Annotated in this window: 26 protein-coding genes; 12 read left to right on the plus strand and 14 right to left on the minus strand. The window is 62.6% G+C overall.

All coding sequences use genetic code 11. From position 1 onward, the window contains the following. The first annotated feature begins 1 nt into the window (after window position 1). On the plus strand, window positions 2-613 hold the full coding sequence (locus tag J2045_RS19380; RefSeq protein WP_307375995.1) for an HAD family hydrolase: 612 nt from the start codon (window positions 2-4) through the stop codon (window positions 611-613). A 55-nt stretch (window positions 614-668) separates the two neighbouring features. On the opposite strand, the gene J2045_RS19385 is transcribed toward J2045_RS19380, so the two are convergent. From J2045_RS19385 to J2045_RS19395, 3 genes are all read right to left on the minus strand, one after another. Beyond that, window positions 669-1,670, minus strand: coding sequence for an OmpA family protein (locus J2045_RS19385; RefSeq protein ID WP_307375997.1), 1,002 nt, complete (start codon window positions 1,668-1,670; stop codon window positions 669-671). A gap of 340 nt (window positions 1,671-2,010) precedes the next feature. Beyond that, a complete protein-coding gene (locus tag J2045_RS19390) occupies window positions 2,011-3,141 on the minus strand; it encodes a site-specific DNA-methyltransferase (RefSeq protein WP_307375999.1) in 1,131 nt (376 codons plus the stop codon). Window positions 3,142-3,270: 129 nt separating this feature from the next. Next, a complete protein-coding gene (locus tag J2045_RS19395) occupies window positions 3,271-3,975 on the minus strand; it encodes a hypothetical protein (protein WP_307376003.1) in 705 nt (234 codons plus the stop codon). 69 nt (window positions 3,976-4,044) lie between these two features. On the opposite strand from J2045_RS19395, the gene J2045_RS19400 reads away from it, so the two are divergent. Beyond that, on the plus strand, window positions 4,045-4,272 hold the full coding sequence (locus J2045_RS19400; protein WP_307376006.1) for a type II toxin-antitoxin system ParD family antitoxin: 228 nt from the start codon (window positions 4,045-4,047) through the stop codon (window positions 4,270-4,272). Window positions 4,273-4,423: 151 nt separating this feature from the next. Here J2045_RS19400 and J2045_RS19405 read toward each other — a convergent pair whose 3' ends face one another. After that, on the minus strand, window positions 4,424-4,765 hold the full coding sequence (locus J2045_RS19405; RefSeq protein ID WP_307376009.1) for an MmcQ/YjbR family DNA-binding protein: 342 nt from the start codon (window positions 4,763-4,765) through the stop codon (window positions 4,424-4,426). A 159-nt stretch (window positions 4,766-4,924) separates the two neighbouring features. Here J2045_RS19405 and J2045_RS19410 point away from each other — a divergent pair, with 159 nt between their 5' ends. Continuing rightward, window positions 4,925-5,914 carry a bifunctional helix-turn-helix transcriptional regulator/GNAT family N-acetyltransferase gene (locus J2045_RS19410; protein ID WP_307376011.1) on the plus strand — a complete coding sequence of 330 codons (990 nt, stop codon included), beginning with the start codon at window positions 4,925-4,927 and terminating at the stop codon, window positions 5,912-5,914. Here the strand turns inward: J2045_RS19410 and J2045_RS19415 are convergent. The 5 genes from J2045_RS19415 to J2045_RS19435 form a co-directional block, all read right to left on the minus strand. Continuing rightward, on the minus strand, window positions 5,887-6,309 hold the full coding sequence (locus J2045_RS19415; protein WP_307376013.1) for a DUF1284 domain-containing protein: 423 nt from the start codon (window positions 6,307-6,309) through the stop codon (window positions 5,887-5,889). The genes J2045_RS19410 and J2045_RS19415 overlap by 28 nt on opposite strands. Window positions 6,310-6,335: 26 nt before the next feature. Continuing rightward, entirely contained in the window at window positions 6,336-6,926 is a 591-nt protein-coding gene (locus J2045_RS19420) for a biotin transporter BioY (protein WP_307376015.1), read from the minus strand. A gap of 605 nt (window positions 6,927-7,531) precedes the next feature. Continuing rightward, window positions 7,532-8,212 (minus strand): GntR family transcriptional regulator, encoded by a 681-nt coding sequence (locus J2045_RS19425; protein ID WP_307376017.1) that lies wholly within the window; start codon window positions 8,210-8,212, stop codon window positions 7,532-7,534. 71 nt (window positions 8,213-8,283) lie between these two features. Beyond that, complete coding sequence (locus tag J2045_RS19430; protein ID WP_307376020.1) at window positions 8,284-8,628, minus strand: antibiotic biosynthesis monooxygenase family protein; 345 nt, start codon at window positions 8,626-8,628, stop codon at window positions 8,284-8,286. Next, complete coding sequence (locus tag J2045_RS19435) at window positions 8,625-8,954, minus strand: NIPSNAP family protein (RefSeq protein WP_307376021.1); 330 nt, start codon at window positions 8,952-8,954, stop codon at window positions 8,625-8,627. Before J2045_RS19435 ends, J2045_RS19430 begins: the two co-directional genes overlap by 4 nt. A 168-nt stretch (window positions 8,955-9,122) precedes the next feature. Here J2045_RS19435 and J2045_RS19440 point away from each other — a divergent pair, with 168 nt between their 5' ends. Then, window positions 9,123-9,806, plus strand: a complete 684-nt coding sequence (locus tag J2045_RS19440; RefSeq protein WP_307376023.1) for an ArsR/SmtB family transcription factor — start codon at window positions 9,123-9,125, stop codon at window positions 9,804-9,806. A 68-nt stretch (window positions 9,807-9,874) separates the two neighbouring features. On the opposite strand, the gene J2045_RS19445 is transcribed toward J2045_RS19440, so the two are convergent. Then, window positions 9,875-10,681: a carbonic anhydrase gene (locus J2045_RS19445; protein ID WP_307376026.1), complete on the minus strand. Its 807-nt coding sequence runs from the start codon at window positions 10,679-10,681 to the stop codon at window positions 9,875-9,877. 169 nt (window positions 10,682-10,850) lie between these two features. Between J2045_RS19445 and J2045_RS19450 the strand changes: the two genes are divergently transcribed. From J2045_RS19450 to J2045_RS19460, 3 genes are all read left to right on the plus strand, one after another. Then, entirely contained in the window at window positions 10,851-11,195 is a 345-nt protein-coding gene (locus J2045_RS19450) for a DMT family transporter (RefSeq protein ID WP_166601058.1), read from the plus strand. Further along, window positions 11,195-11,785: a TetR/AcrR family transcriptional regulator gene (locus tag J2045_RS19455; protein ID WP_307376029.1), complete on the plus strand. Its 591-nt coding sequence runs from the start codon at window positions 11,195-11,197 to the stop codon at window positions 11,783-11,785. The genes J2045_RS19450 and J2045_RS19455 overlap by 1 nt, the downstream gene beginning before the upstream one ends. A gap of 115 nt (window positions 11,786-11,900) precedes the next feature. Then, a complete protein-coding gene (locus J2045_RS19460) occupies window positions 11,901-12,590 on the plus strand; it encodes an HAD family hydrolase (protein WP_307376032.1) in 690 nt (229 codons plus the stop codon). An 18-nt stretch (window positions 12,591-12,608) separates the two neighbouring features. Here the strand turns inward: J2045_RS19460 and J2045_RS19465 are convergent, their stop codons facing one another. After that, complete coding sequence (locus tag J2045_RS19465) at window positions 12,609-13,529, minus strand: diacylglycerol/lipid kinase family protein (RefSeq protein ID WP_307376035.1); 921 nt, start codon at window positions 13,527-13,529, stop codon at window positions 12,609-12,611. 178 nt (window positions 13,530-13,707) lie between these two features. Continuing rightward, window positions 13,708-15,072 carry an LLM class flavin-dependent oxidoreductase gene (locus J2045_RS19470; RefSeq protein WP_307376038.1) on the minus strand — a complete coding sequence of 455 codons (1,365 nt, stop codon included), beginning with the start codon at window positions 15,070-15,072 and terminating at the stop codon, window positions 13,708-13,710. A 117-nt stretch (window positions 15,073-15,189) separates the two neighbouring features. On the opposite strand from J2045_RS19470, the gene J2045_RS19475 reads away from it, so the two are divergent. Beyond that, a complete protein-coding gene (locus tag J2045_RS19475) occupies window positions 15,190-15,783 on the plus strand; it encodes a helix-turn-helix domain-containing protein (RefSeq protein WP_307376039.1) in 594 nt (197 codons plus the stop codon). 27 nt (window positions 15,784-15,810) lie between these two features. On the opposite strand, the gene J2045_RS19480 is transcribed toward J2045_RS19475, so the two are convergent. Then, entirely contained in the window at window positions 15,811-16,371 is a 561-nt protein-coding gene (locus tag J2045_RS19480) for a hypothetical protein (protein WP_307376041.1), read from the minus strand. Between the two features lie 312 nt (window positions 16,372-16,683). Here J2045_RS19480 and thrC point away from each other — a divergent pair, with 312 nt between their 5' ends. The 4 genes from thrC to J2045_RS19500 all read left to right on the plus strand — a co-directional run bounded on the left by thrC (window position 16,684) and on the right by J2045_RS19500 (window position 22,983). After that, complete coding sequence (gene thrC / locus J2045_RS19485) at window positions 16,684-18,081, plus strand: threonine synthase (protein WP_307376044.1); 1,398 nt, start codon at window positions 16,684-16,686, stop codon at window positions 18,079-18,081. 20 nt (window positions 18,082-18,101) lie between these two features. After that, window positions 18,102-19,400 (plus strand): M16 family metallopeptidase, encoded by a 1,299-nt coding sequence (locus J2045_RS19490; RefSeq protein ID WP_166601070.1) that lies wholly within the window; start codon window positions 18,102-18,104, stop codon window positions 19,398-19,400. Between the two features lie 62 nt (window positions 19,401-19,462). Next, window positions 19,463-20,074, plus strand: a complete 612-nt coding sequence (locus J2045_RS19495; RefSeq protein ID WP_166601071.1) for a GNAT family N-acetyltransferase — start codon at window positions 19,463-19,465, stop codon at window positions 20,072-20,074. Then, window positions 20,071-22,983 carry an EAL domain-containing protein gene (locus tag J2045_RS19500; protein ID WP_307376047.1) on the plus strand — a complete coding sequence of 971 codons (2,913 nt, stop codon included), beginning with the start codon at window positions 20,071-20,073 and terminating at the stop codon, window positions 22,981-22,983. Before J2045_RS19495 ends, J2045_RS19500 begins: the two co-directional genes overlap by 4 nt. A gap of 4 nt (window positions 22,984-22,987) precedes the next feature. On the opposite strand, the gene J2045_RS19505 is transcribed toward J2045_RS19500, so the two are convergent. Further along, a complete protein-coding gene (locus J2045_RS19505) occupies window positions 22,988-23,623 on the minus strand; it encodes a LysE family translocator (protein ID WP_307376050.1) in 636 nt (211 codons plus the stop codon). Window positions 23,624-23,670: the final 47 nt, after the last annotated feature.

A 23,670-nucleotide genomic window follows, 5' to 3' on the forward strand; every position in this document is an offset into this window, starting at 1 on the left:
CATGACCGAAATCCGCCATATCGTCTTCGACATCGGCAAGGTGCTCATCCATTACGATCCGAACCTGCCTTATCAGCGGATCATTCCGGATGCGGCAGAACGGGCGGATTTCTTTCAGCGCGTCTGTACGCATGACTGGAACATCGAGCAGGATCGCGGCCGCGACTGGGCAGAGGCTGAAGCGCTGCTGATTGCACAGTTTCCCGAGCGGGAAGCGCATATCCGCGCCTTCCGCCAGCATTGGGCCGAAATGGTGCCGCATGCCTATGACGAGAGCGTCGCTGTTATGACCGGGCTGATCGCGGATGGCCATGACGTCACCATGCTCACCAATTTTGCCGCCGACACCTTCCGCGAAGCGCGGAAGATGTATCCGTTCCTGAACACGCCGCGCGGCGTGACGGTTTCCGGCGAGATCGGCCTGATCAAGCCTGACGTGGCGATCTACACGCGGCACGCGACGGATTTCGGACTGGAACCGGCCCACACCGTCTTTATCGACGACAGCTATCCCAATGTCGAAGGGGCTCGTGCTGCCGGCTGGCAGGCGGTGCATTTTACCGGGGCGGACAAGCTGAAGGCGGATCTTCGGGGGCTGGGGATCAGCCTCTGACTTCCTCGGCCACAATGCTGCCCTGCGGCCCGCTTGTGCGGGCCGTTTGCGTCCATCAATTGGGTCGTTCGACCAGTTCCACGCGGCGGTTCAGCGCCCGGCCTGCCTCGGTCTGGTTGCTGGCGCGCGGGGCAAGCATGCCCATTCCGGCAGCGGCGACACGCTCTGCCGCGATGCCCGAGGAGACCAGCGCTGCCATGACCGCCTGAGCCCGCTTCTGCGACAGCGACAGGTTGGTATCGGCATCGCCGATCCAATCGGTATGGCCGACGATATAGACCTTCAAAGCCGGGTTTGCGGTGAGGAGCTTTGCCATCTCGGCAATGGCCGGGGCTGCTTCCGGCGACAGGTTGGCCGTGCCGAAGTCAAAATAGACATTGTCGAGCGCGATATGGCCCTCGTCCGAAATGCCCTTGGCCATGGCGGCGGCATCGATCATGCGGCTTTCGAGCGCTGCCGCGGTGACAAGATCCAGATGGACGGCGGCGCGCTCCGATGCATTTTCGGAGATCGGGGTTTTCTGGTTTTGCGCGACATAGAGCGCGACATGGCGGGTGCCATCTGCGGAGACGGCGGCCATGTAATGCTCGTCGCCGTCAATATAGAGCGCGAATTCCGACGCCTTGCCCAGATTTCCCAGCTTCCGCTGCGGCGGGTAGATGATGAGCTTGCCGAGCAGGGCATTGTTGCTGCCACAGGTTCGCGCGGAACATTCAAACAGGGGGGAGAAGCCGGCCCCTAGCAGGGCCGTACGGTAGTTGAGAAAGACATCGGCTGCGCTTGCGCCTTCAGGGGCCACATAAAGGCGGCGCTGCAACTGGCCCTCGATCGGCTTGACCTCGGACACGGTCCGGCCCTTCATCGGGCCGACCGGCAGCTCGAACCGGGTGAAGCCTGCATCTTCGGCGCCGTAAAGGCAGGCCCCGTCATAGACCGGCAAGGCCTCAAGCGGGGCAAAGCCTTCGAGGACAGGACAGGTTTCGGCAGCGCTGGTGCGGGCAAAGCCGAGAAGGACAAGTGCGATGATGCCGATGAATTTCAGTGAATGCCGGGTCATGGAGCACCCTTTTCCGGGCATTCCCCCAATGGCCTGCCGGCAGTCAGGATCGTGGCGCGATAGCGATCGCTGATCAAGTGTTTCCTGTCACTCTCTCCGGATATTAGGACCGTGAGAGCGCGAATATCGACTTTTGGGGTGAGCGCCCGACAGGAGGGGCGAATAAGGCGCTGGCGCGGGTGGAGTTGGCGGACCCCTGCCCGCGCCAGTTCGATCCAGAAGATCGAATGCAGCCGAGATAAAGCGCACAACTTGCTCGAAGCTGATCACGCGCATGTGAAGTTATTCTAATATTGATGGAAATCGGCTTCGGCGCATTCAAGGCGCCGAAGCTATTTCGTCACTCCAGGCCGCCCATGCGGCTGCGGATGACCGAGCGCAGGTCGTCGATCGGCTTCAGGGCGCCCTCTTCCTCGACATGCCAGAAGGTCCAGCCATTGCAGGCATCCATGCCCTGGACGCGTGCACCGACACGGTGGATGGAGCCGGCTTCACCGTTTGCCGTCAGCGTGCCGTCGGCGCGGATGATGGCCGAGTGGCGGCGCTTGATGTCGGTCAGCACCTGGCCGGGCTTCACGAGGCCGGCTTCCAAGAGAACGTTGAAGGCGACGCGGGGTTCGGCCTTCTTGCCGGTCATGACCGTCAGTTCGACCTTGCCCAAAGGCTCGACGGCGGCGATTCGGGCGGAGGCCGCATCAATGTAATCCTGCTCGCGCTCGATGCCGACGAAATGACGGCCGAGACGCTTGGCAACGGCACCCGTGGTGCCGGAGCCGAAGAAGGGATCCAGCACGATATCGCCCGGCTTGGTCGAGGCCATAATGACACGGGCGAGAAGCGCTTCCGGCTTCTGGGTCGGATGGACCTTCTTGCCGTCGTCGCCCTTCAGGCGCTCGCCACCCGAGCAGATCGGGAAGAGCCAGTCGGAGCGCATCTGCACATCGTCGTTCGACGCCTTCATCGCATCGTAATTGAAGGTGTAACCCTTGGCCTTCGGATCGGGCGAGGCCCAGATCATCGTCTCATGGGCGTTCTGGAAACGGCGGCCCTTGAAGTTCGGCATCGGGTTGGTCTTGCGCCAGACGATGTCGTTGAGGATCCAGAAGTTGAGATCCTGCAGCGTGGCGCCAACGCGGAAAATGTTGTGATAGGAGCCGATGACCCAGATCGTGCCCGTCGGCTTCAACACGCGGCGGCAGGCCAAGAGCCAGGCGCGGGTGAAGGCGTCATAGGCCTCAAACGAGGCGAACTGGTCCCATTCGTCGTCGCAGGCATCGACAACCGACTGATCGGGCCGCGTCAGCGCGCCACCGAGCTGCAGGTTATACGGCGGATCGGCAAAGATCACATCGACGGATTTATCGGGAAGGGCTTCGAGGGCGGCGACGCAATCGCCCTTGATGATGCTGTCGACCCAGGAAAACGGGTCCGTAGAACGGCGGAGTTCGGCAAGCGGGAATACAGAAGCCATGGGTTACTCACTCTTACGCTGACGCAGCACGGTATGTGAGGCTTATGGTTACCGAAGTTGGTTACTGAAGGGTGAAGACGGGGTGAGATTTTGTGCGGGGGTGGGATGGGTGGGCGCTGTCAGCAGGCATTACTCTGCTTCGCGGCTGCTTTTCGCTGCCTCAAGCTCGGTGTCGTTATCGTGAAGCCAAAGCTCAAGCGCATTCATACGCTTGGGCCAAACGTCGTCGTACTCGTGATGAAACGTCTCCATACAAAGCTGCATAGAATTCAAGTGCTCGTTGGCGTGAAGTTCAGTCCAGCGATTCAAGAATTGAGTTTCATATTCGTCATGGTCGATGATCGAGTACCCCTTTGACATTCCTTCATAATTCGGATGCGCACTCTCCGAGAGAAACGCATAGAGGCTCATCAATCCTGGATACCGTTTGTCACAATTCTCCAGGATTGTGACAATATTCAGCGACTTCACGTCCGTTGATCCATTGCGAGATCCCAACAACAAAACGGTGGTTTTTTCTGAAAATGTCCAAAAATCGATGTCATTGGTGACCACCTTTTGGATGAGCTGGTTAAGGTAGATCATGACGGCCAGCGTTTCAAAGCCGCTGCGCAGCAAAATGCGGGCGCCAAGACTGTGTCCCTGCTGATGCAGAGCATACGACTGGGTCAGCAAATCAGAAACTCTCCAGAAGGTCACTTCGCGCAGCATCCAGCACCGAAAGGTAGCCTTCCACTTGTACGCCACGGGGTCCTTCGCCAGCAGTCCAGCGATTGGTATGCTTTTCAAAAGTGATGCTTGCCAGTTCACCAAATTCTGCTCGACCGCATCCATATAAACCCTCGCTTCAATAGTAGAGTATACGCTGGGGAAATCAGGTAGACCCTTTGGACGGTCAACCTATTGACGGAACAAGATAGCAAGCCTGAAAACAGCCAATTAATGAATAGCGGCGTTGACCTTGAGTCTGCAAACGCGTGCGAATTTCTTGAGGCAGCAAAGGCGGGCACAGAAACGAGTGTATACCTACAAGATGCCTTGATCGAGGGCGAGCAGTCCGGCGAGCCACAGCCGTTTGATTTCGATGCCTTCAAGGCGCGAAAGCGAGCCGAGTTTAAAGGCAAAGATTGATACTGAGGCGTCACCGCGCGCTCCCTCTTCTCCCCAGCGGGGAGAAGATGTCCGAAGGACAGATGAGGGGGGCGAAGCCACTGTTTTCCTTCGGAATCCCCCTCATCCGACGCGATGCGCCACCTTCTCCCCGCTGGGGAGAAGAAGACCGCTACCGTCCCACATCCCACTCTTTCACCACCGCCTTCTTCGCCTGCGCCCGCCAGACGCGGGTGAGGTTTTCCCGCGCCCATTCGACGTCGAGCCGATCCGGGTGGGCCAGCACCAGCCGATGGGGCCGATGATGGTCTGTGGTGAAGAAGGTGTCGGGGTCCATCTCGATCAGATGATCGCGCTCCTCGAAGGGCACCTTGAAGACCGGGCAGTCATGGATCGGGTTCCAGAACAGCATGGCCTTGCCGTTGACCTTGAAGGACACGGCGCCCCAGGAGGTGGTTTCCTCCGTGGTCGGCAGGGCAAGGATGATCTGGCGGAGCGTATCGAGCGTGATCATGGCGGGGGCCTCCGGGCGGGAAGTCTGCCAGAGGAAGAGCCTCCTGTCATCGCCATCGGCATATCCGGGGCAAGCAGATTTCGGGAGCCTGACGGCCCCACCTTGCGCGCGACGATTTCTCCATTATAGTTGCATATTGCAACCTATTTGGAGAAAACGATGACGCTGCAGGCCCCTGATGTCGCCGAGATCCGTTCTGCCTCGCGCATGCTGGTGCGCAAGCTCGGCTTCATGGGCAAGACGCTGGCACAGACCGAGCTTTCGCCGTCCGCGGTGCATGCGCTGATCGAGATCGGGGCGGCACCCGGCATCCCGGCACAGGCGCTTTGCGGCCTGCTCAACCTCGACAAGTCGAGCATCAGCCGGATGCTGCGCCAGCTCGCTCTTTCCGGCGACGTCGAAGAGCGAGCCGACAGCCGCGACAAGCGGGTGAAGCGGCTGTATCTGACGCCTGCGGGCGAGGCGCGGCTTTCGCAGATCCACCGCTTTGCCGAACAGCAGGTGACGCAGGCGATGGGCCGCCTGACGCCCCGCGAGCAGGCAACCACCCTGGATGGCTTGCGGCTTTATGCCGGCGCGCTGTCTCCGGCGTCAGAGCCCGCGTCTTCCAGGATCGAGATCGCGGCGGGCTATCGGCCCGGGCTGATCGGCCGCATCACCGAGATGCATGCAAGGCACTATGCGCGCAGCTCCGGCTTCGGCCAGAGTTTCGAAAGCCTGGTGGCTTCGGGCCTTGCCGAATTCGCCGGCCGGCTGGACAGGCCATGCAACGCGATCTGGTGCGCGCTTCGCGACGGCGAGATCGTCGGCTCGGTCGCAATCGACGGCGAGGATCTCGGGGGCGGGTTTGCGCATCTGCGCTGGTTCATCGTCGAGGACGGTCTGCAGGGTGCGGGTGTCGGGCGTCGGCTGCTGACGGCTGCCATGGGCTTTGTCGATCAGCAGGCCGTTCCGGAAACCCATCTGTGGACCTTTGCCGGCCTGAACGCGGCACGGCATCTCTACGAGGCGCAGGGGTTTCGCTGTGTCGAGGAAAGAAAGGGCAGCCAGTGGGGCCGCGAGGTGCTTGAGCAGCGTTTCGTGCGGACGCTCGGCGCCAATGGGGCAAACCTGCCGCTCGTTCAGGACTCCACTCGCACGCCGAGATAACCGCCATCGGCGACGCTATCACAGAGGCCGGACCATTCGCAGCCGGAACAGGCTGTGCGGATCTCGCCGGTGGCGAAGGTTTTTCTGAGACGCGCGATGAGAGCGGCTGAGGGGGTGATGCGGGCGCCCGGCGGCAGCGGGCTGCCGATCAGGCGGGCAACGGCGTCTGCTGCTGCCCGGTCCCGCTCGATAACGCTTGCGCCATGGCAATGGGCTCCGGGGTCTGCGGTCAGCGGGCCGCAGATGTCGTCCGGCCCCGCCACCAGCTCGATCCCCTCGCCGGCCGAGAGCCTTGCGGCAATGACCTCGTAGTTCTCGACGAAGGCGGGCGAATAGCCCTTGCCGACATAGGTCAGCATGCAGAGCAGGTGGTGGGCGCGGAGCCGGACGGTCATGTACGTGTCTGTCGGTTATCAGCAGTTCAGAGGTCGAGCGGCTGCGCCTTGCGGCGGGCAAGCGCCATCAGCAGGGCGGCGGCGAGCGCGGATTTGAGCACGGCCCCCAGGATGAAGGGCGTGACGCCGAGAGCCAAGCCTTTTTCAACACCGATGAGATAGCCAAGCCATGCGCCGCCAATCGCAAGGCAGAGGATGTTGGCCGAGAGATGGGCGAGGAAGCTTTTGACCACATGGCTGCCCGTCCAGCCCTTCTCTGCGAGGTAACCGGCCAGTGCCGCGATGATCGGGAAGGCGACGAGATAACCGGCGGTTGGGCCGACAAAGGGGGCAAGCCCGCCACCGCCATTGGCCAGAACCGGCAGCCCCATCATCGCCTCACCGAGCCAGGCGAGTACGGTCAGGGCGCCGAGACGCCAGCCATAGAGCACGCCGATCATCGTCAGCGCGAAGGTCTGCATGGTGATCGGCACCGGCACCATGGGCACTGAGATCTGCGAGGCAAGGGCCAACACGCCCGTTCCGAAGAGGAGAAGGGCGGCCTGCATGGGAAGCGAACGGCCTGAAATGCCGAGCGGATCGAAACCGCGGGCGGCGGGCGCAAGAATGGTCGTCATGGGCAATCTCCATTTTATAGATAATTTGAAGTGACGGAGAATCTTTTATCTATGGAATCGGCGGATGCCAAGATGGCGCTTGGGGAATTTTGCGGTCAAGGCTGTCCGTTTGGCAATCAAACCGCCAAACAAAGGGCAAAGTGGCATCACATTTTCATTTTTATCTATAATTTAACTTGAAGGCGCGACCTCGCCCCTCACCCTGAGGCGCCTGCGCCAGCAGGCCTCGAAGGGCGAGGCCACGGAGGAGCCACACGCCCTCGTCCTTCGAGGGGAGCATTCGCTCCCGCCTCAGGATGAGGGCTGGTCACCAGAGAGGGGCGCTTCTATCACAGCGCGATAGTGGGTCAGCGGAGAGCGGAACCTTCTTCTGCCAGGATGGGGGGCCTGAGGTGGCGCCACCAACACCCTCCCCTTGAGGGGGAGGGTCGGACCGAAGGTCCGGGGTGGGGTGATCTCGACGTTTCCCGGAAACGAAGGCGATATGGCAGCGATCAAAGCAAGTGGAAGTTGGACAGGTCAGCGGGGTTCACCCCACCCGCCGCTTTGCGGCGACCTCCCCCCTCAAGGGGGAGGTGGAGTGCGGCGGAACGGCTCGGCGACGCTCACCCGACGATGGCGAAGCCTTCCGTTTCGGCGCGGCCTGGCACCGGCAGAGGCGCGCGGCCGATCCATTGGACGTGGCGCTCCAGGATGCGGGCGGCTTCCGATGCGTCGCCAGACTTGAGCGCTTCGAGAATGGCGCGGTGGTCGTGGTCAGTGCGGGCTTCCCAGGTGGCGCGCCAGGCGACGAAGAGGAAGCGGGCGGAGACGGCGTGCAGGTCGTCGATGACAGAGAGCAGGCGCGGCATGCCGCAGGTCGAGACAATCAGCCGGTGGAAGCGGCGGTTGGCCTCCTCCCAGGTTCGCACATCCTTGGCGTCATCGGCGTCGGCTGCGGCCTGTTCGGCTGCGGCCAGCACCTCCGGCGTCAGGTTCGGGGCAGCGTGGCGGAGCGCCAGAACTTCGAGTGCTGCGCGCATTTCGGCGACTTCGCGGACCTGCTTGAGATCAAAGCTTGCGACGCGAACGCCGCGACGCGGGATGCTGACGACAAGGCCTTGCGCCTCCAGCCGGCGAAAGGCCTCGCGCACCGGCACATGGCTTGCGCCGAATTCCTCGGCGATATGGTCCTGGGCGAGGCGCGAACCGGGGACGAGTTCGCCATGGATGATGCGCTCCGCCAGCGCGCGGCTGATGCGGCTCGCCACCGTGTCCTTCAAGGAATCGTCGCGCGTCTTGGGCATGCGGTCATGCATAGTGAGCGGGGCATGGCTTGTCGAGGGAGGGGACTGCGGTGCTCTCCCCAACCCTCACCTCATCCATGCCTCGCCCGGCTGTCCTCCGGCGCCTCGTCGCGCGCATGAAGACCGTAGTCACGCAAGACATCAGCAACGCGCAGACGGTAATCGGCGAAGACGCCGCCCCTGCCGGCCGTTTGCGCGGCGCGGTGTTCATCCGTCTCGCGCCAGCGGCGAACCGCCTCTTCATCGCGCCAAAAGGAGAGCGAGAGCAGCTTGCCGCGCGTGGTCAGGCTTTCGAAGCGCTCGACGGAGAGGAAACCGTCGGTCGCTTCCAGATGGGCGCGCAGGTCTCCGGCGAGATCGAGATAGCGGTGACGCTCGCCGGTGAAGGGGATGACCTCGAAGATGACGGCGATCATGGCTGGACCTTAGGTGGTGCCGGGTTGGAGACGTTTTTGAGGAAGAGGCGGTCCTCTTCCAGGATGAAGCGGGCGTTCCTGGCGAAGTCGTAATTGGCCTTGCCCAGCGGATCGGCGGCGAGCCTTGCGCGATAGGCCTCGTAGGCCGCCAGATTTTCGATGTGGTAGATGCCATAGGCCGTCGTCGCCGACCCTTCATGTGGCGCATAATAGCCGACGAGATCGGCGCCGCAGCGTGGGATCGCCTCGCCCCAGTTGCGGGCGTATGTGGCGAAATCGTCGCGACCGAAGGGGTCGATGCGATAGCGGATGATGCAGGTGATCATGGGGGGCTCCTCGTTGTTGACGAGGCGGGTCTTGCCATGGCGACACAGGGTGATGCTTCGATCGGGGTCGAAGTCTGCGGCGCATGTCCTCCTCCACAGTTCGACCGGCATCGAAGCATGCGCTACAATCACGGTGCAGACTGCGCTTGAGACCATGGAGAATATCTGATGGCGGAAGGACCTGACATTGCGCGCATCGCATCGCTGATCGGCGATCCTCCGCGGGCGAACATGCTGCTCGCACTTCTCGGCGGCAAGGCTTTGACGGCGACCGAGCTTGCGGGCGCAGCGGGTGTCACGCTTCAAACGGCGAGTTCGCATCTCTCGAAGCTCGAAGAGGGTGGCTTTCTCTGCCAGCGCAAGCAGGGCCGGCATCGCTATTTCGCGCTGTCCGATGTTCAGGTCGGGCAGATGATCGAAAGCCTGATGGGCTTTGCCGCAGAACGCGGACATCTGCGCCACCGGATCGGCCCGAAGGCGCCGGAGCTGCGCAAGGCGCGGATCTGCTACGACCATCTCGCCGGCGATTATGGTGTGCGCATGCTCGACAGCCTGATCCGGCAGGGTGCGATCGAGGCAGAGGGCGAGGCGCTGCGGCTGACAGGTGAAGGCGAGACGCTTTTGCTGCGCCATGGCATTGACTGCGCTGGATTGAAGGCTCAGCGGCGCCCGGTCTGCCGGGCCTGCCTCGACTGGAGCGAGCGGCGCACGCATCTGGCCGGTTCGCTGGGTCAGGCGCTGCTGTCGCAGATGCTTGACCGGGGCGATGCGCGGCGGGTCGAGAAAAGCCGGGTAATCCAGTTTTCACCGGAGGGGGAACGGCGGTTCCGGGCGATGTATCCGGAGGCCTGAGTGTGCGTGCGGCCTTGCGCGACTGAAGGCAGGCGGCGATGGTTGCCCATCGCCGCCCTTCCCCAGCCTCAGATATCCTCGATGAATTCGACCGCGCCGGACTTGATGTCATAGACGCCGGCGACAATCTTGACGCTGCCGGCAGCGACCAGTTCGCGGACCATCTCGCTTTCTTCCGCGACGCGGCGGGCGCCGGAAATGGCGTTGCGGCGAATGGTTTCGGTCACCAGGTCGTTGCCGCTGTCGCGGGCGTTCAAGGCGATCGGCAGGATCGGCTGCAGCATCTTGCCGATCGAGCCCCCGACCTCGCCGCCCTTGACCACCTCGTCGCAGGCCGCCGTGACGGCGCCGCATTTGCTATGGCCCATGACAACGACAAGCGGGGATTTCAAATGTTCGGCGCCATATTCGATGGTGCCGAGCGCGCCGGTGTCGAGCACATTGCCGGCATTGCGAATGACGAAGAGTTCGCCCAGCGTCGAGCCGCCAAAGACAAGCTCCGGGCTGACACGGCTGTCGGAACAGGTGAGGATGGTCGCCCAGGGATGCTGGCCACCGGCAAGTTCACCGCGCAACGAAGCGAGATTGGAGGCGCAGGATTCGGCATCCTTGACGAAACGGATATTGCCTTCCTTCAGCCGAGCAAGCGCCTCGGCGGGCGTCACGGGCGCCGACGCGGCGGCGGGCGCCGTCGCCTGGCTTGTGGAAGATGCAGCAGTCGCGGTGGCTGTTGTCGCCGCGATCAAGGCGGCTGCGGTCAGGCCGCCACCGGCGAGCCTGAAAAGCTGGCGGCGATCAAGTCCCTGTGGTTCACATTCCTGGCACATGCTGGATGTCCTGTGGTTGGTGGAATAGGCCGCTTTGACGGCGGCCAAGCTCGCGCCGCAAACAGGGCAAAATTGTGTTATGTCAATATTTTGATACCTGATTATTGTTTTCTCTACTTACAGTTTTCATAGCGACTCCCAAGTCTCGTTTTTGGATCTTGAAAACAAACCTACCGTATGGTATGTTTAAGCTCAATTGATTATCTGGAGCAGACTCATGTCCCCCGCTTTCACCGCCTATGGCGCGCTCGCCGCTGCGATCGTGCTCGAAGTCATCGGCACGACGCTGCTGCAAAAATCGGCGCAGTTCACCAAGCTCCTGCCGACAGCGGGCATGGTGATGTTCTATGCCGCATCCTTCTATCTCCTCTCCCAGGCCCTGAAAGGCATGCCGCTCGGCATCGCCTATGCGATGTGGGGCGGGCTCGGCATCGTGCTGACCGCCCTCATCAGCGTCTTCGTCTTCAAGCAGAGCCTCGACTATGCAGCCCTTGCCGGCATCGGTCTGATTGTCAGTGGCGTGATCGTGATGAACACGCTGTCGAGTTCGGTGTCGCACTGATGACGGCCTCCCCCGCAGACGCCGAGGCTCCTCTCTCGGCCCATCACCGCAAGAAGCAGCCGGAGCAGGTGCGACGCGCCCTGCTCGACTGTGCAGCCCAGATCGCCGCCGAACAGGGGGCATCGGCCATCACCATCCAGGCGGTGGCGGATCGGGCGGGCGTGACCAAGGGCGGGCTGCTGCACCATTTCGACAGCAAGCAAGCGCTGCTGGCGGCGGTCTTCGCCGACCTCCTGGAGCAGATGGATCGCGAGATCGATCGGACCATGGCTATCGACCCGGTGTCGCGTGGCCGCTTTACGCGAGCCTATGTGCGGGCCTGCTTTTCCGACCGTTTGCTCGGTGAGCGTAGCCTTTGGGGGGCACTTTCCGTTGCGATCGTCTCGGAGCCTGCGCTGCGATCGCTCTGGTCGGGCTGGCTCGACAGCCGCATGGCGCAGCATGCCGAGACCGATGGCGATCCAAGACTGGTGGCCGTCAGGCTCGCCGCCGACGGGATCTGGCTTGCAGACATGATGGAGAAGGCGGGCGGGCTGAAGCGCTATCCGCAGGATTTCGAGCGTGTGCTGCTCGCGATGGCCGAAGGCTAGCCCTGTCGGCGCCAACCAACCTGACGGCACACCAGCCCTGCGCCGCACGTGATTGTCCTTGTCGTTCCGATCGTGTAGGGAGCGACCTTCCCTGGACCACATGACGGATGTTTCCATGAGCGGCTTCGACCTCACCCTTTTCGATTGCGACGGCGTGCTCGTCGATTCCGAGATCATCGCGGCCAAGGTCGAGTCGAAGCTTCTGACGGAAGCCGGTTACCCGATCTCGGTCGAGGAAATGGGCGAACGCTTCGCCGGGATGACCTGGAAGAACATTCTTCTGTCGATCGAGAAGGAAGTCGACATTCCCCTGTCGGCAAGCCTGATCGACAAGTCGGAACAGTTGCTCGACCAGAAGCTCGCGCGTGAGGTGAAGGCGATCGAGGGCGTGCAATATGCGCTGTCGCGGATATCAGGCCCGCGCTGCATCTGCTCCAACTCGTCGTCGCAGCGCCTCGACATGATGCTGTCGAAGGTCGGGCTCAAGGAGTTCTTCGCGCCGCATATCTATTCGGCCAAGGATCTCGGCGCCGACCGCGTCAAGCCGAAGCCTGACATCTTCCTGCATGGTGCCAAGCAGTTCAATGTCAGCCCGTCGAAGTGCATCGTCATCGAGGATTCCGTGCATGGCGTGCATGCCGCGCGCGAAGCCGGAATGCGGGTGATCGGCTTTACCGGCGCTTCGCACACCTATCCCTCGCATGCCGACAAGCTGACCGATGCGGGTGCGGAAACCGTGATCGCCCGGATGCAGGACCTGCCCGGCGTGATCGCGGCCATGGCGGAATGGGAAGGCGCGTTCTGACGCGATCCCCATTCTCCGTTAGGTCCTGACGGTCAGGACGCCCGGCAGGATCTCGGCCACGAAACCGCCCCGGATGGGCGCCTCGCCATCGACTTCGATGGGAAAGCGGGCGGGGTCACGCGGGCGGACCTCGACGCGTCTTGCCCTGTGGAAACTCAGGAGCGGATGACCGACATGACCGGCGGAATGCAGGCGTCCCAGTAAATTCAGAAGACCGAGAACCCGTTCCTCGCGCATCACCGCCACCTCGAACATGCCATCGCTTATGTCGGCATCCGGGGTGATATGCATGCCGCCGCCAAACCAGCCGCCATTGGCAATCGCAACAAGCGCAAGCCGTCCCTGGTGTACGAGCATGCCATCGACGAGAACCTCGAAATCGTAAGGCCGGTAGCGCAGCATGGCGAGCGCGGAATGGACGAGGAAGCGCAACGGCCCATTGAGGATGCGCGGGCGGCCAGGCGCGTTGACGGCATCGACGATTTCTCCGGAAATGCCGGCACTGGTGATGTTGGCAAAATGGCGGCGCTGTTCTGAACCGTTGCCATCCCGCGCGATCAGGAGGCCCGCATCGATCTTTCGAAGCGGGGCATTGGCGATGTGATCGGCCAGCGCTGCCGGATCGGCCGGCAGTGCGAAGTTGCGGACGAAATCGCAGCCCGTGCCGACCGGCAGGAAGGCAAGCGGCATGTCCGGGCGGGAGGATGTCAGCACGCCGTCTACGACATCGCTGATGGTCCCGTCACCGCCAGCAACGAGAAGCAGATCGTAAGGGCCGGCGGCCAGCTCGCAGGCGAGGCGACGCGCGTCGCCGCTGGAACGACTTTCATGGATCTCCATGTCCGGAAAACGGGCGCGAAAGGCGGCAAGCAAAGGCGCCCATTGCCTCTGGCCAGTACGGCCTCCCGCAATGGGGTTTCTCACGACTGCAATTTTCAATCAGTCCTCCCCAACAGGGCGCCACATGCGGGCACCCCTGCTGCCTCTTCAATCCGGCTCGCATCCCCTGAATCGCGAATATCGCCCCGTCATGATAACGTAACATTCACGGATCGCAGAGAGCAAGGTGAGGCGCCGACCGGTGCAACGCGGCCTTGCCGTCTTGAAGACAGGCCCGTCAGCCCTGCGGCTGTCTGTGTGACGCGGCGATGTGGCGGTCGCTCAGGCGGGGTTGGCCGAAGAGCTTCTGGCGCAGTGGACCCTCGCCATACGCCGTCTTGTAGAGGCCGCATTCCTGCAGGCGGGGCACGATCAGTTCGATGATGTCGTCGAAGCATTCCGGCACGACCGTGCGCGACAGGTTGAAACCGTCGACGCCGGTGTCCTCGACCCAATCCACCAGCCAGTCGACCACCTGGTCGGCCGAGGCGACGAGCGGCGGTTGGCGGCTGCCGAGCACCATCTGCTCAAGCAGCTTGCGCTTGGTCCATTGGGGGCCTGCTGCGCGGTCCATGGCCTTGATGTTGGAGGTGATCGCCTGGCTCTTTCCCGTCTCGACAGGCTCATCCATGTCGAACTTGTCGAAATCGATGCCCATGGAGGCGGCGGCATGGGTGAGTGCCGCTTCGGAGCTGACATAGCGACGATAATCCTCGAATTTTTCGCGCGCTTCCTTCTCGGTCCGCCCGGTGACGATGGTGGCGCCGAGGAAGAGCTTGATGTCATCGCCACGCCGGCCGATGGCTTCGGCCCGGTTGCGGATGTCGGTGGCGATCTCGCGCACGCCTTCCTTCTTCTGGCCGTTGACGAAGACACATTCTGCGTGGGTCGCTGCAAACTGGCGACCACGCGGCGAAGAGCCGGCCTGGTAGAGCACCGGGGTGCGCTGCGGCGAGGGTTCGCTCAGATGGACCGCATCCACCCTGTATTGCCGTCCATGATGATGGACGGCGTGGACCTTTGCCGGATCGGCATAGACCTGGGCGACCTTGTCGGCGAGCACGGCGTCATCCTCCCAGCTTGCCTCCCAGAGCTTGTAGACCACGTCCATGTATTCATCCGCCAGATCGTAGCGGTCGTCATGGGCCATCTGGCCGTCAAGACCGATCGCGCGCGCAGCACTGTCGAGATAGCCGGTGACGATGTTCCAGCCGATGCGACCGCCAGTCAGATGGTCGAGGGTGGCCATGCGGCGGGCAAAGAGGAAAGGCTGTTCATAGGTGAGGTTGGCGGTGACGCCGAAACCGAGATGGCTTGTCACCGAGGCCATGGCCGGGACCAGCATCATCGGATCATTGACCGGCACCTGGACGGCACCGCGCAGGGCCGGCGCGGGGCTGCCGCTCAGGACATCATAGATGCCGACGACATCGGCCAGGAAAATGCCGTCGAAAAGGCCCGCCTCCAGACGCTTTGCATAATCGGTCCAGTAGCCGATGCTCCTGTATTGCATCGAGCGGTCGCGCGGATGGGTCCAGAGGCCCTGCTGGATATGTCCGATGCAGTTCATGTCGAAGGCATTGAAACGGATTTCGCGCGCCACTGGATTTCGCCCCCTTGCATGGTCTGGCAGGCGCGGTAGCTTGTCGGCATTCCGTCGCCTATTTTATGTTATCGTCCACTATAGAAGACAGAGACCACGAATTTGACAAGAGGCACGATGCCCAAGACCGCAGTGACATTCGCGATTGGCGACCCCGACCGCCAGGCAAGGGCCATTGCGGAACGGATCCGGCTTGAGCGCGAAAGCCGGGGATGGTCGCTTGCCGAGCTCGCCGCAAGATCAGGCGTCTCCAAGGCGATGATCAGCAAGGTGGAACGCTGCGAGGCAAGCCCGACGGCCACCGTGCTCGGCCGGCTGTCAGGGGCGTTCGGACTGCCGCTTTCGGTGCTGCTCGCACTTGCGGAACGGGAGGGCGATCGTCTGGCACGGCGGGACGATCAGCCGGTCTGGACTGATCCGGAAACGGGCTATACGCGGCGTACGCTCTCGCCTGCCCTGGGCGGCCAGCTGGAACTCCTGGAGGTCGTGCTGCCACCCGGCGTGCGGGTGCCCTACCCGGCTTCTGCCTTCAGCTTCCAGCATCAGCAGCTTCTGGTGCTCGAGGGGAGGCTCGATTTCATCGAGGGCAGCCGCAGCTACCGGCTCGGTGCCGGCGACTGCCTGCAGCTCGGAGCGCCTGCCGATTGTGTCTTCGTCAATGAAAGCGACGGTCCGACGCGCTATCTGGTGGCGCTGACGCGGCGAGGCTGAGCGTGGCGCGACGCCTCGGGTCCCGGACTACTTCTCCTTGGGCTGTTCGAAGCCGATGAAGACACGGGTCATGCCGGAGACATTGCCGGGCACGGTGACGGCCTTGCTGTAGATGAACTGGGTGGGCATGTTCACGTCGGCGAGCGATACCGGATACTGCTCGACCTCATTGAACACCTCCTGCCCGCCATCGACCACCGTCACGCGGACCGGCAGGTTGATCGTTCCAGCCTTGCCCTGCGGGCCTGCGACGAGGCGGCCCTGGATGAGGGCGTTGACCGTGAGCGTCGTGTCGGTGCGGGCGCAGGAGCGCGTCGTATCTGCGAGCGAGGCCTGGAAGACCACCTGCTGGGCATCACCGTCCTTGCCGCGCACGTAGCTCCGATAGACGGCGGTGCCGTCACGCAGCGAAATCTGCGGGCAGAAGCCCTGAACGAAGGCCTGCTGGTCGGGTGCTGCGGCTGGCGTCGCCGCTGCCGGCTGGGACGATGAAAGGCCGAGGCCGCCGCCGAGGCTGCCGGCGTTGCAACCCGAGAGAACCATCATCAGCGAAACGGCGATAACACCGCGCGACACGTTTACAGACACGAGACTTCACCTTCCGCATGCTCGGCCAAAGGCCGAAAAACAGTCAAACTTGAGGCTTTTCAGCGCCCTCGCGGATGGTCTATACCAGCGGCCACGACAAAAATCGATTGGGTAGCCGGCAATTTGCTTCAATTTTCGATGGGCCATCGCGTGCCGGCAAATGGCCTACTGCCGGAGATGCGCCACTTCACTGCCGGGCTTGCGAAATCCTGGCCGGCGCACTGGCGCAAACGGGCAAACCTCTTTATCCGAAACGCCATAGGTTTGACGGCGGCTTCGGCTCCGAATTCTTGAACTCTAGGGATAAGCGACGTGGAATATATCTCGACCCGCGGAGAGGCCCCGAGCCTCGGCTTTTGTGACGCATTGCTGGCGGGTCTTGCCCGCGACGGCGGACTTTACGTTCCCCGCGAATGGCCACAGATGTCGAAGAAGGCGATCCGCGGATTGCGCGGCAAATCCTATGAAGAGGTCGCCTTTGAAGTGCTCCTGCCCTTCACCAATGGCGAGATCGAGCCCGCCACCTTCCGGGCGATGATCGACGAGGCCTATGCCACCTTCAAGCATCCGGCGGTCGCGCCGCTGGTGCAGACGGGACCGAATTCCTTCGTGCTCGAACTCTTCCACGGCACGACGCTCGCCTTCAAGGACGTGGCGATGCAGCTGCTTGCGCGCCTGATGGACCATGTGCTGGAAAAGCGCGGCGAGCGTGCGACGATCGTCGGCGCGACCTCGGGCGATACCGGGGGTGCGGCGATCGACGCCTTTGCCGGACGCTCCCGCACCGACATCTTCATCCTCTTCCCGCATGGCAAGGTCTCGCCGGTGCAGCAGCGCCAGATGACTTCGTCGAAGGACGAGAACGTACATGCCATCGCCGTCGAGGGCAATTTCGACGACTGCCAGAACCTCGTCAAAGCGATGTTCAACGACGGCGCCTTCCGCGACCGTGTCAGGCTGTCGGGCGTCAACTCGATCAACTGGGCGCGCATCATGGCGCAGGTGGTCTATTACTTCACCTCCGCCGTTGCACTCGGCGCACCCGATCGGAAGGTGTCCTTCACCGTTCCAACAGGCAATTTTGGCGACATCTTTGCCGGTTACGTCGCCAAGAAGATGGGCCTGCCAATCGACAAGCTGGTGATTGCCACCAATGACAACGACATTCTGGCGCGGACGATGAAGACCGGCCGCTACGAGATGAAGGGCGTTTCGGCCACCACCTCACCGTCGATGGACATCCAGATATCCTCGAATTTCGAACGCCTGCTGTTCGAGGCCTATGGCCGCGATGCATCCGCCATCCGTTCCTCGATGGAAGGCCTGAAGCAGTCCGGCGCCTTCGAGATCAAGCCGGACGCGCTGAAATTCATCCGCAAGGATTTTCGCGCCGGACGCGCGACGCAGAAGGAAGTGGCAAAGACCATCAGCGCCGTTCTCGACGAGACCGGCTACCTGCTCGACCCGCATACGGCCGTCGGCGTGCATGTGGCGAAGAAATTCGAGAAGCCGCAGAGCCCGATGGTGGTGCTGGCCACAGCTCATCCGGCGAAATTCCCGACCGCAGTAAAATCGGCCTCCGGTATTGACCCCGCGCTTCCGGCGTGGCTTGCTGATCTGATGGACAGGGAGGAGCGCTTCGAAGTCCTGCCCGCAGACCTGAAAGCCGTTGAAAGCTTTGTCAGTGATCATGCGAGAGCAGTCAGGTAGGAAGCGCGGAAAGACGGACCATGAATGTTGAGTGCACCCGGCTTCCTTCGGGTTTGACTGTTGTTACCGAGACCATGCCGCATCTGGAAAGCGTGGCTCTCGGCACCTGGATCAAGTCCGGCTCGCGCAACGAGACCGAGGCCGAGCATGGCATAGCCCATCTGCTCGAGCATATGGCTTTCAAGGGAACGAATCAGCGAACTGCGCGCCAGATCGCCGAGCAGATCGAGAATGTCGGCGGCGAACTGAACGCTGCCACCTCGACCGAGACGACCTCCTATTACGCCCGCGTGTTGAAGGATACGGTCCCGCTCGCGGTCGACATCCTCGCCGACATCCTGACGGACAGCGTGTTCGACGAAGACGAACTGGAACGCGAAAAACACGTCATCCTGCAGGAAATCGGCGCGGCCGACGATACGCCTGATGATGTGGTTTTCGACCGTTTCTCCGAACGCGCCTTCCAGGACCAGACCATCGGCCGCAGCATTCTGGGGACGCCGGAGACGGTTCAATCGTTTTCCAGTGACCAGATCCGCGCCTATCTGTCGCGCAACTACACCACCGACCGGATGTTCGTCGTCGCTGCCGGCGCCGTCGACCACGACGCCTTCGTCAAACAGGTAGAGCAGCGTTTCGCCTCGCTGCCGACCAAGCCATCGGCGACCCCGGTGATGGATACCGCCCGCTACACGGGCGGCGAGGCGCGTGTCGAACGCGACCTCATGGACACCCAGGTCCTGCTCGGCTTCGAGGGCAAGGCCTATCACATGCGGGACTTCTATTGCTCGCAGATCCTCGCCAACATCCTGGGCGGCGGCATGTCGTCGCGTCTTTTCCAGGAAGTGCGCGAGATCCGCGGCCTCTGCTATTCGGTCTATGCCTTCCACTGGGGTTTCTCCGACACCGGCATCTTCGGCATCCATGCGGCAACCGGCGGCGAGAACCTGCCGGAACTCGTGCCCGTGATCATCGACGAGCTGCGCAAGGCCTCCGAGCATATCGACCAGCAGGAGATCGACCGTTCGCGGGCACAGATCCGCGCCCAGCTTCTGATGGGGCAGGAAAGCCCGGCAGCAAGAGCCGGTCAGATTGCGCGCCAGATGATGCTCTATGGTCGGACGATTCCCAACCAGGAAATGATGGAACGGCTGGCCGGCATCACCACCGAACGCCTGACCGATCTGGCGGGACGCCTGTTCTTCGACACCGCACCGACGCTGTCTGCGATCGGCCCGGTCGACCATCTCGTTCCGCTCGACGATATCAGGGAGGCGCTCAGCACGCCCCCCTCGGGCATCCGCCAGGCCGTCGGCTGAACGCCGCAGGCACAGAATTCGACCGGCGGATGCCTCCGCCGGACACCGCTCGGGGATTGACGATGACGCGCTCGGTCTTTCGGTTTCTGTCACGGCAGCCGGATCTACCGGAGCTGACGAGCGAGCACCATCTGCTGCGCCTGCCGCGCTTTCGCGACTTCGAGCAATGGCACCAGTTGCGCCGGGAAAGCCGGGCTTTCCTGCAGCCCTGGGAACCGAGCTGGCGGACCGACGAACTCACCGAGCGGGCTTACCGCCAGCGCGTGCTGCGCAATGAACAGGAATTTCACTCCGGAATGGCGGTGCCTTTCTTGCTGTTCGACCGGGATGAAAGCACCCTTCTGGGCGGGCTCACCATCGGCCTGATCCGCCGAGGTGCTGCGCAAAGCTGCATGATCGGCTACTGGATGGGTGAGCGGCATGCTCGACACGGCCACATGTTTGCCGCACTTCAACTGGCTATTCCCTATATCTTCGGGCCACTCGAGTTGCACCGTATCGAAGCAGCCTGTATTCCGGACAACGTCAACAGCCTGAGGCTACTCGAAAAAACGGGATTTGAGCGGGAAGGTCTTTTGCGCGACTATCTGAAAATCAACGGGGAATGGCGGGATCACCTGCTGTATTCCCGGATCGGCGGCCCCAGGGCGCGGAACGGCAAGACGTCTCCATGAGCGGAACCGAAACTCTTTCGCGCGCCTTGCCTCGCCTGGCCGCCTGGTGCCTCGCTGCGTGCCTTTCGCTGCTTGTCGGCCTCGGCGCCGCGGCGGCCCTGGCCGCCGAGCCGGTAAAGATCTCGCGTGACGACAATGCACTCGACCTGACCGCGACGACCGAAATCTATACGAATCAGGGTGAAGCCTTCCAGGTTTCGACTGCGGCAGGTGCTGATGGCATTCGCCGACGCATCGAGGTGCGCTCGTCGACCGAAGGTCATCAGGGTGACTGGGCGGTCTTTGCGCTCGCCAATGTTTCAGAAGAGCAGCTGGAGCGCGTGATCGTCGCACCGCATTTCCGCCTGTCGGGTTCGCGCATGTTCTGGCCGGATCTCGGCTCGCAACGCATCCTCGCCATCACGCCATCGGAAGGCTTCGCACTTGACCGCGTGGCAAGCCCTGATGCCGACGTGTTCCGCATTACGCTGAACCCCGGCACTGTGATCACCTTCGTGGCGGAACTCGCGACGCCGGAATTGCCGCAAATCTATCTCTGGGAACCGGATGCCTACAAGGACACGGTCAACGCCTTTACGCTTTATCGCGGCATCGTGCTTGGCATTGCCGGCCTGCTGGCGGTGTTCCTGACCATCCTTTTTGTGGTCAAAGGCACGTCCATGCTGCCGGCGGCAGCGGCGCTCGCATGGGCAGTGCTCGCCTATATCTGCGTCGACTTCGGTTTCCTCGAAAAGCTGATCTCGCTCACCTCCTCGGATGTGCGAATATGGCGGGCCGGGGCCGAGGTGGCGCTCGCGTCCTCACTCGTCATCTTCCTCTTCACCTATCTCAACCTCAATCGCTGGCACGTGCATCTGGGTTATGCAACGCTTGCCTGGATGCTGGGACTGACCGTGCTTTTCGGCGTGGCGATCTTCGATCCGTCGATCGCGGCCGGGATTGCCCGCGTCTCCTTCGCGCTTACGGGCGTGGTGGGCATCGGGCTCATCATCTATCTCGGCCTCAACCGCTATGATCGCGCCGTGCTGCTCGTGCCGACCTGGGCGCTGATCCTGGTCTGGCTCTTCGCCGGCTGGCTGACCGTCACCGGCCAGCTCGACAACGACATCATCCAGCCGGCACTCGGCGGCGGTCTGGTGCTGATCGTTCTCCTGATCGGCTTTACGGTCATGCAGCACGCCTTTGCCGGCGGCGCCTATCAGCAGGGCCTGTTCTCCGACCTCGAGCGCCAGTCGCTGGCGCTGACCGGTTCCGGAGACACCGTCTGGGACTGGGACGTAGCCCGCGACCGCGTGGTGACGAGCCCCGACGTTTCGCTGCGGCTCGGCCTGTCGCCCGGCACCATGCATGGACCGGCACGCAACTGGCTGCCGCGCCTGCATCCCGATGATCGCGACCGTTTTCGTGCCACGCTCGACGTGCTGCTCGAACATCGCAAGGGACGGCTTTCCCACGAATTCCGCATCCGCGCCGAAGACGGGCATTTCCACTGGCTGAAGATCCGCGCCCGGCCGGTCTTGGGATCGAACGGCGAAGTCATCCGCTGCGTCGGCACGATCATCGACGTCACCGAGCAGAAGAACTCGATCGACCGTCTCCTGGTCGATGCCATGCACGACAACCTGACAGGCCTGCCGAACCGTGAGGTCTTCCTCGATCGGCTACAGGCGATCCTGTCACTTGCATCGACATCCGACAGCGTGCGCCCGACGGTGCTGGCGATCGACATCGACCGCTACAAGCAGGTGAACGACGCACTCGGCATCGCCGCCGGTGACAATATCCTGATTGCGATCACGCGGCGCCTGCGTCGGTTGCTGAAGCCGCAGGATACGCTGGCGCGCCTGTCGGGTGACGAATTCGGCCTGATCCTGGTGTCGGAAAAGGACCCCGGCAAGATCGCCGACTTTGCCGATGCGGTGTCCAAGGCGATCATGGTGCCGCTCAACTTCGCCAATCGCGAGATCAGCCTGACGGCCTCCATCGGTCTTGTCTCCTGGGTTGACCAGCAGGAGAGTGCGGCAAGCCTGCTCGCCGATGCCGAGCTTGCGATGTTCCGGGCGAAACGTTCAGGCGGTAACCGCGTCGAGCCGTTCCGTCCGGCCTTCCGCACCGTCAGCACCGACCGGCTGCAGCTGGAGACGGATCTGCGCCGCGCCATCGAGCGCAAGGAACTGTCGATGGCCTATCAGCCGATCGTCAAGCTTGCGAATGGCGAAATCGCCGGGTTCGAGGCACTGATGCGCTGGGATCATCCGAAGCGCGGCAATATTTCACCGACGGAATTCATCCCGATCGCGGAAATGTCTGATCTGATCGAGCCGCTCGGCATGTTCGCGCTGGAGCGCGCATCGGGCGACCTGATGGACTGGGAACGCCAGACGGGCGAACTGCCGATCTTCGTCTCGGTCAACCTGTCCTCGGCCCAGCTGATCTCCAGCGAGATCTACAACGACATCCGCGCGCTCCTGGTGAAGACGCAGTGCGATCCGAAGCGGATCAAGCTGGAACTGACCGAAAGCGTCGTGATGGAGAACCCGGAACAGGCGCGCCTGATGCTGGAAAAGCTGAAGGACACCGGCATCAGCCTGGCGCTCGACGATTTCGGCACCGGCTATTCCTCGCTTGCCTATCTCACCCGCTTCCCCTTCGACACGATCAAGCTCGACAAGGCGTTGGTCTGCGACCAGTCGGACAAGAAATCCGTGCTGTTGCGCTCCGTCGTCTCGATGGCGCGCGGACTCGACATGCAGGTGGTGGCCGAGGGCATCCAGACCGACCAGGACGCTGCCGACCTTGCGATGATGGGCTGCGACTTCGGCCAGAGCTATCTGTTCGGCCCGCCGCTGGGGGCCGAGTCGGTGCTCCGGTTGCTGAAGGAACGCTTTCCGCTGATGAAGCGGGCGTGAGGGTTCACGTGCGCTGGAAGGCGACGTGAAGGCCAAGCCCGACAAGGATTGCGCCCCCTGCCCTTTGCAGATTGCGTTGCAGAGACGAGACCCGTGACAGACGGGTCGTGATGACGCCAGCCGCCATGACGCAGGCAATGTCGGCAATCGTGAACATCACACTGACCAGCGTGCCGAGGATGACGAATTGCAGCCAGACTGGGAAGGCTGCCGCCTGATCGATGAACTGCGGCAGGAAGGCCAAGAAGAAGATCGCCGTCTTCGGATTAAGCACCTCGACGAACATGCTTTCAACAAAGGCGCGGCCGGCGGATTTCTGCGGCAGCAGGGCTGCGCCTGCGCCACCCGCCAAGCGGGTGGCACGGAACATGCGGAAGCCGAGATAGATCAGATAGGCAGCACCTGCGAGCTTCACGGCCAGATAGAGCGTGGGCACGAGGTGAAAGAGGATCGACAGGCCTGCGGCGGCCGCCGCCACATGCACATAACATCCTACATGAATGCCAAGCGTTGCCATCAGGCCCGCGCGGCGATCCGCAGCCAGCGTGCGGGCCGCGACATAGAGCATGGCGGGGCCGGGAATGAAGGCAAAGACGGCGGTGGTGATGAAGAAGGCAATGAGGATGTCGGATGAGGGCATGGGGTGGGTCTCGATTGCGCCGGACCCGGTGGCCCGCCACCATCACA

Origin of the sequence: Peteryoungia aggregata LMG 23059 (assembly GCF_030814435.1) — a bacterium.
GTDB lineage: Bacteria > Pseudomonadota > Alphaproteobacteria > Rhizobiales > Rhizobiaceae > Allorhizobium > Allorhizobium aggregatum.

Excerpts from the sequence above, each read along its gene's own strand:
- J2045_RS19450 (WP_166601058.1), top strand. The coding sequence starts at position 10,851 with ATGTCCCCCGCTTTCACCGCCTATGGCGCGCTCGCCGCTGCGATCGTG.
- J2045_RS19500 (WP_307376047.1), top strand. The coding sequence starts at position 20,071 with ATGAGCGGAACCGAAACTCTTTCGCGCGCCTTGCCTCGCCTGGCCGCC.
- J2045_RS19435 (WP_307376021.1), bottom strand. The coding sequence starts at position 8,954 with ATGATCACCTGCATCATCCGCTATCGCATCGACCCCTTCGGTCGCGAC.
- J2045_RS19440 (WP_307376023.1), top strand. The coding sequence starts at position 9,123 with ATGGCGGAAGGACCTGACATTGCGCGCATCGCATCGCTGATCGGCGAT.
- J2045_RS19405 (WP_307376009.1), bottom strand. The coding sequence starts at position 4,765 with ATGATCACGCTCGATACGCTCCGCCAGATCATCCTTGCCCTGCCGACC.
- J2045_RS19420 (WP_307376015.1), bottom strand. The coding sequence starts at position 6,926 with ATGACGACCATTCTTGCGCCCGCCGCCCGCGGTTTCGATCCGCTCGGC.
- J2045_RS19390 (WP_307375999.1), bottom strand. The coding sequence starts at position 3,141 with ATGGCTTCTGTATTCCCGCTTGCCGAACTCCGCCGTTCTACGGACCCG.
- J2045_RS19415 (WP_307376013.1), bottom strand. The coding sequence starts at position 6,309 with ATGACCGTCCGGCTCCGCGCCCACCACCTGCTCTGCATGCTGACCTAT.
- J2045_RS19460 (WP_307376032.1), top strand. The coding sequence starts at position 11,901 with ATGAGCGGCTTCGACCTCACCCTTTTCGATTGCGACGGCGTGCTCGTC.
- J2045_RS19455 (WP_307376029.1), top strand. The coding sequence starts at position 11,195 with ATGACGGCCTCCCCCGCAGACGCCGAGGCTCCTCTCTCGGCCCATCAC.
- J2045_RS19425 (WP_307376017.1), bottom strand. The coding sequence starts at position 8,212 with ATGCCCAAGACGCGCGACGATTCCTTGAAGGACACGGTGGCGAGCCGC.
- J2045_RS19410 (WP_307376011.1), top strand. The coding sequence starts at position 4,925 with ATGACGCTGCAGGCCCCTGATGTCGCCGAGATCCGTTCTGCCTCGCGC.
- J2045_RS19395 (WP_307376003.1), bottom strand. The coding sequence starts at position 3,975 with ATGGATGCGGTCGAGCAGAATTTGGTGAACTGGCAAGCATCACTTTTG.
- J2045_RS19380 (WP_307375995.1), top strand. The coding sequence starts at position 2 with ATGACCGAAATCCGCCATATCGTCTTCGACATCGGCAAGGTGCTCATC.
- J2045_RS19495 (WP_166601071.1), top strand. The coding sequence starts at position 19,463 with ATGACGCGCTCGGTCTTTCGGTTTCTGTCACGGCAGCCGGATCTACCG.
- J2045_RS19475 (WP_307376039.1), top strand. The coding sequence starts at position 15,190 with ATGCCCAAGACCGCAGTGACATTCGCGATTGGCGACCCCGACCGCCAG.
- J2045_RS19490 (WP_166601070.1), top strand. The coding sequence starts at position 18,102 with ATGAATGTTGAGTGCACCCGGCTTCCTTCGGGTTTGACTGTTGTTACC.
- J2045_RS19385 (WP_307375997.1), bottom strand. The coding sequence starts at position 1,670 with ATGACCCGGCATTCACTGAAATTCATCGGCATCATCGCACTTGTCCTT.
- J2045_RS19505 (WP_307376050.1), bottom strand. The coding sequence starts at position 23,623 with ATGCCCTCATCCGACATCCTCATTGCCTTCTTCATCACCACCGCCGTC.
- J2045_RS19430 (WP_307376020.1), bottom strand. The coding sequence starts at position 8,628 with ATGATCGCCGTCATCTTCGAGGTCATCCCCTTCACCGGCGAGCGTCAC.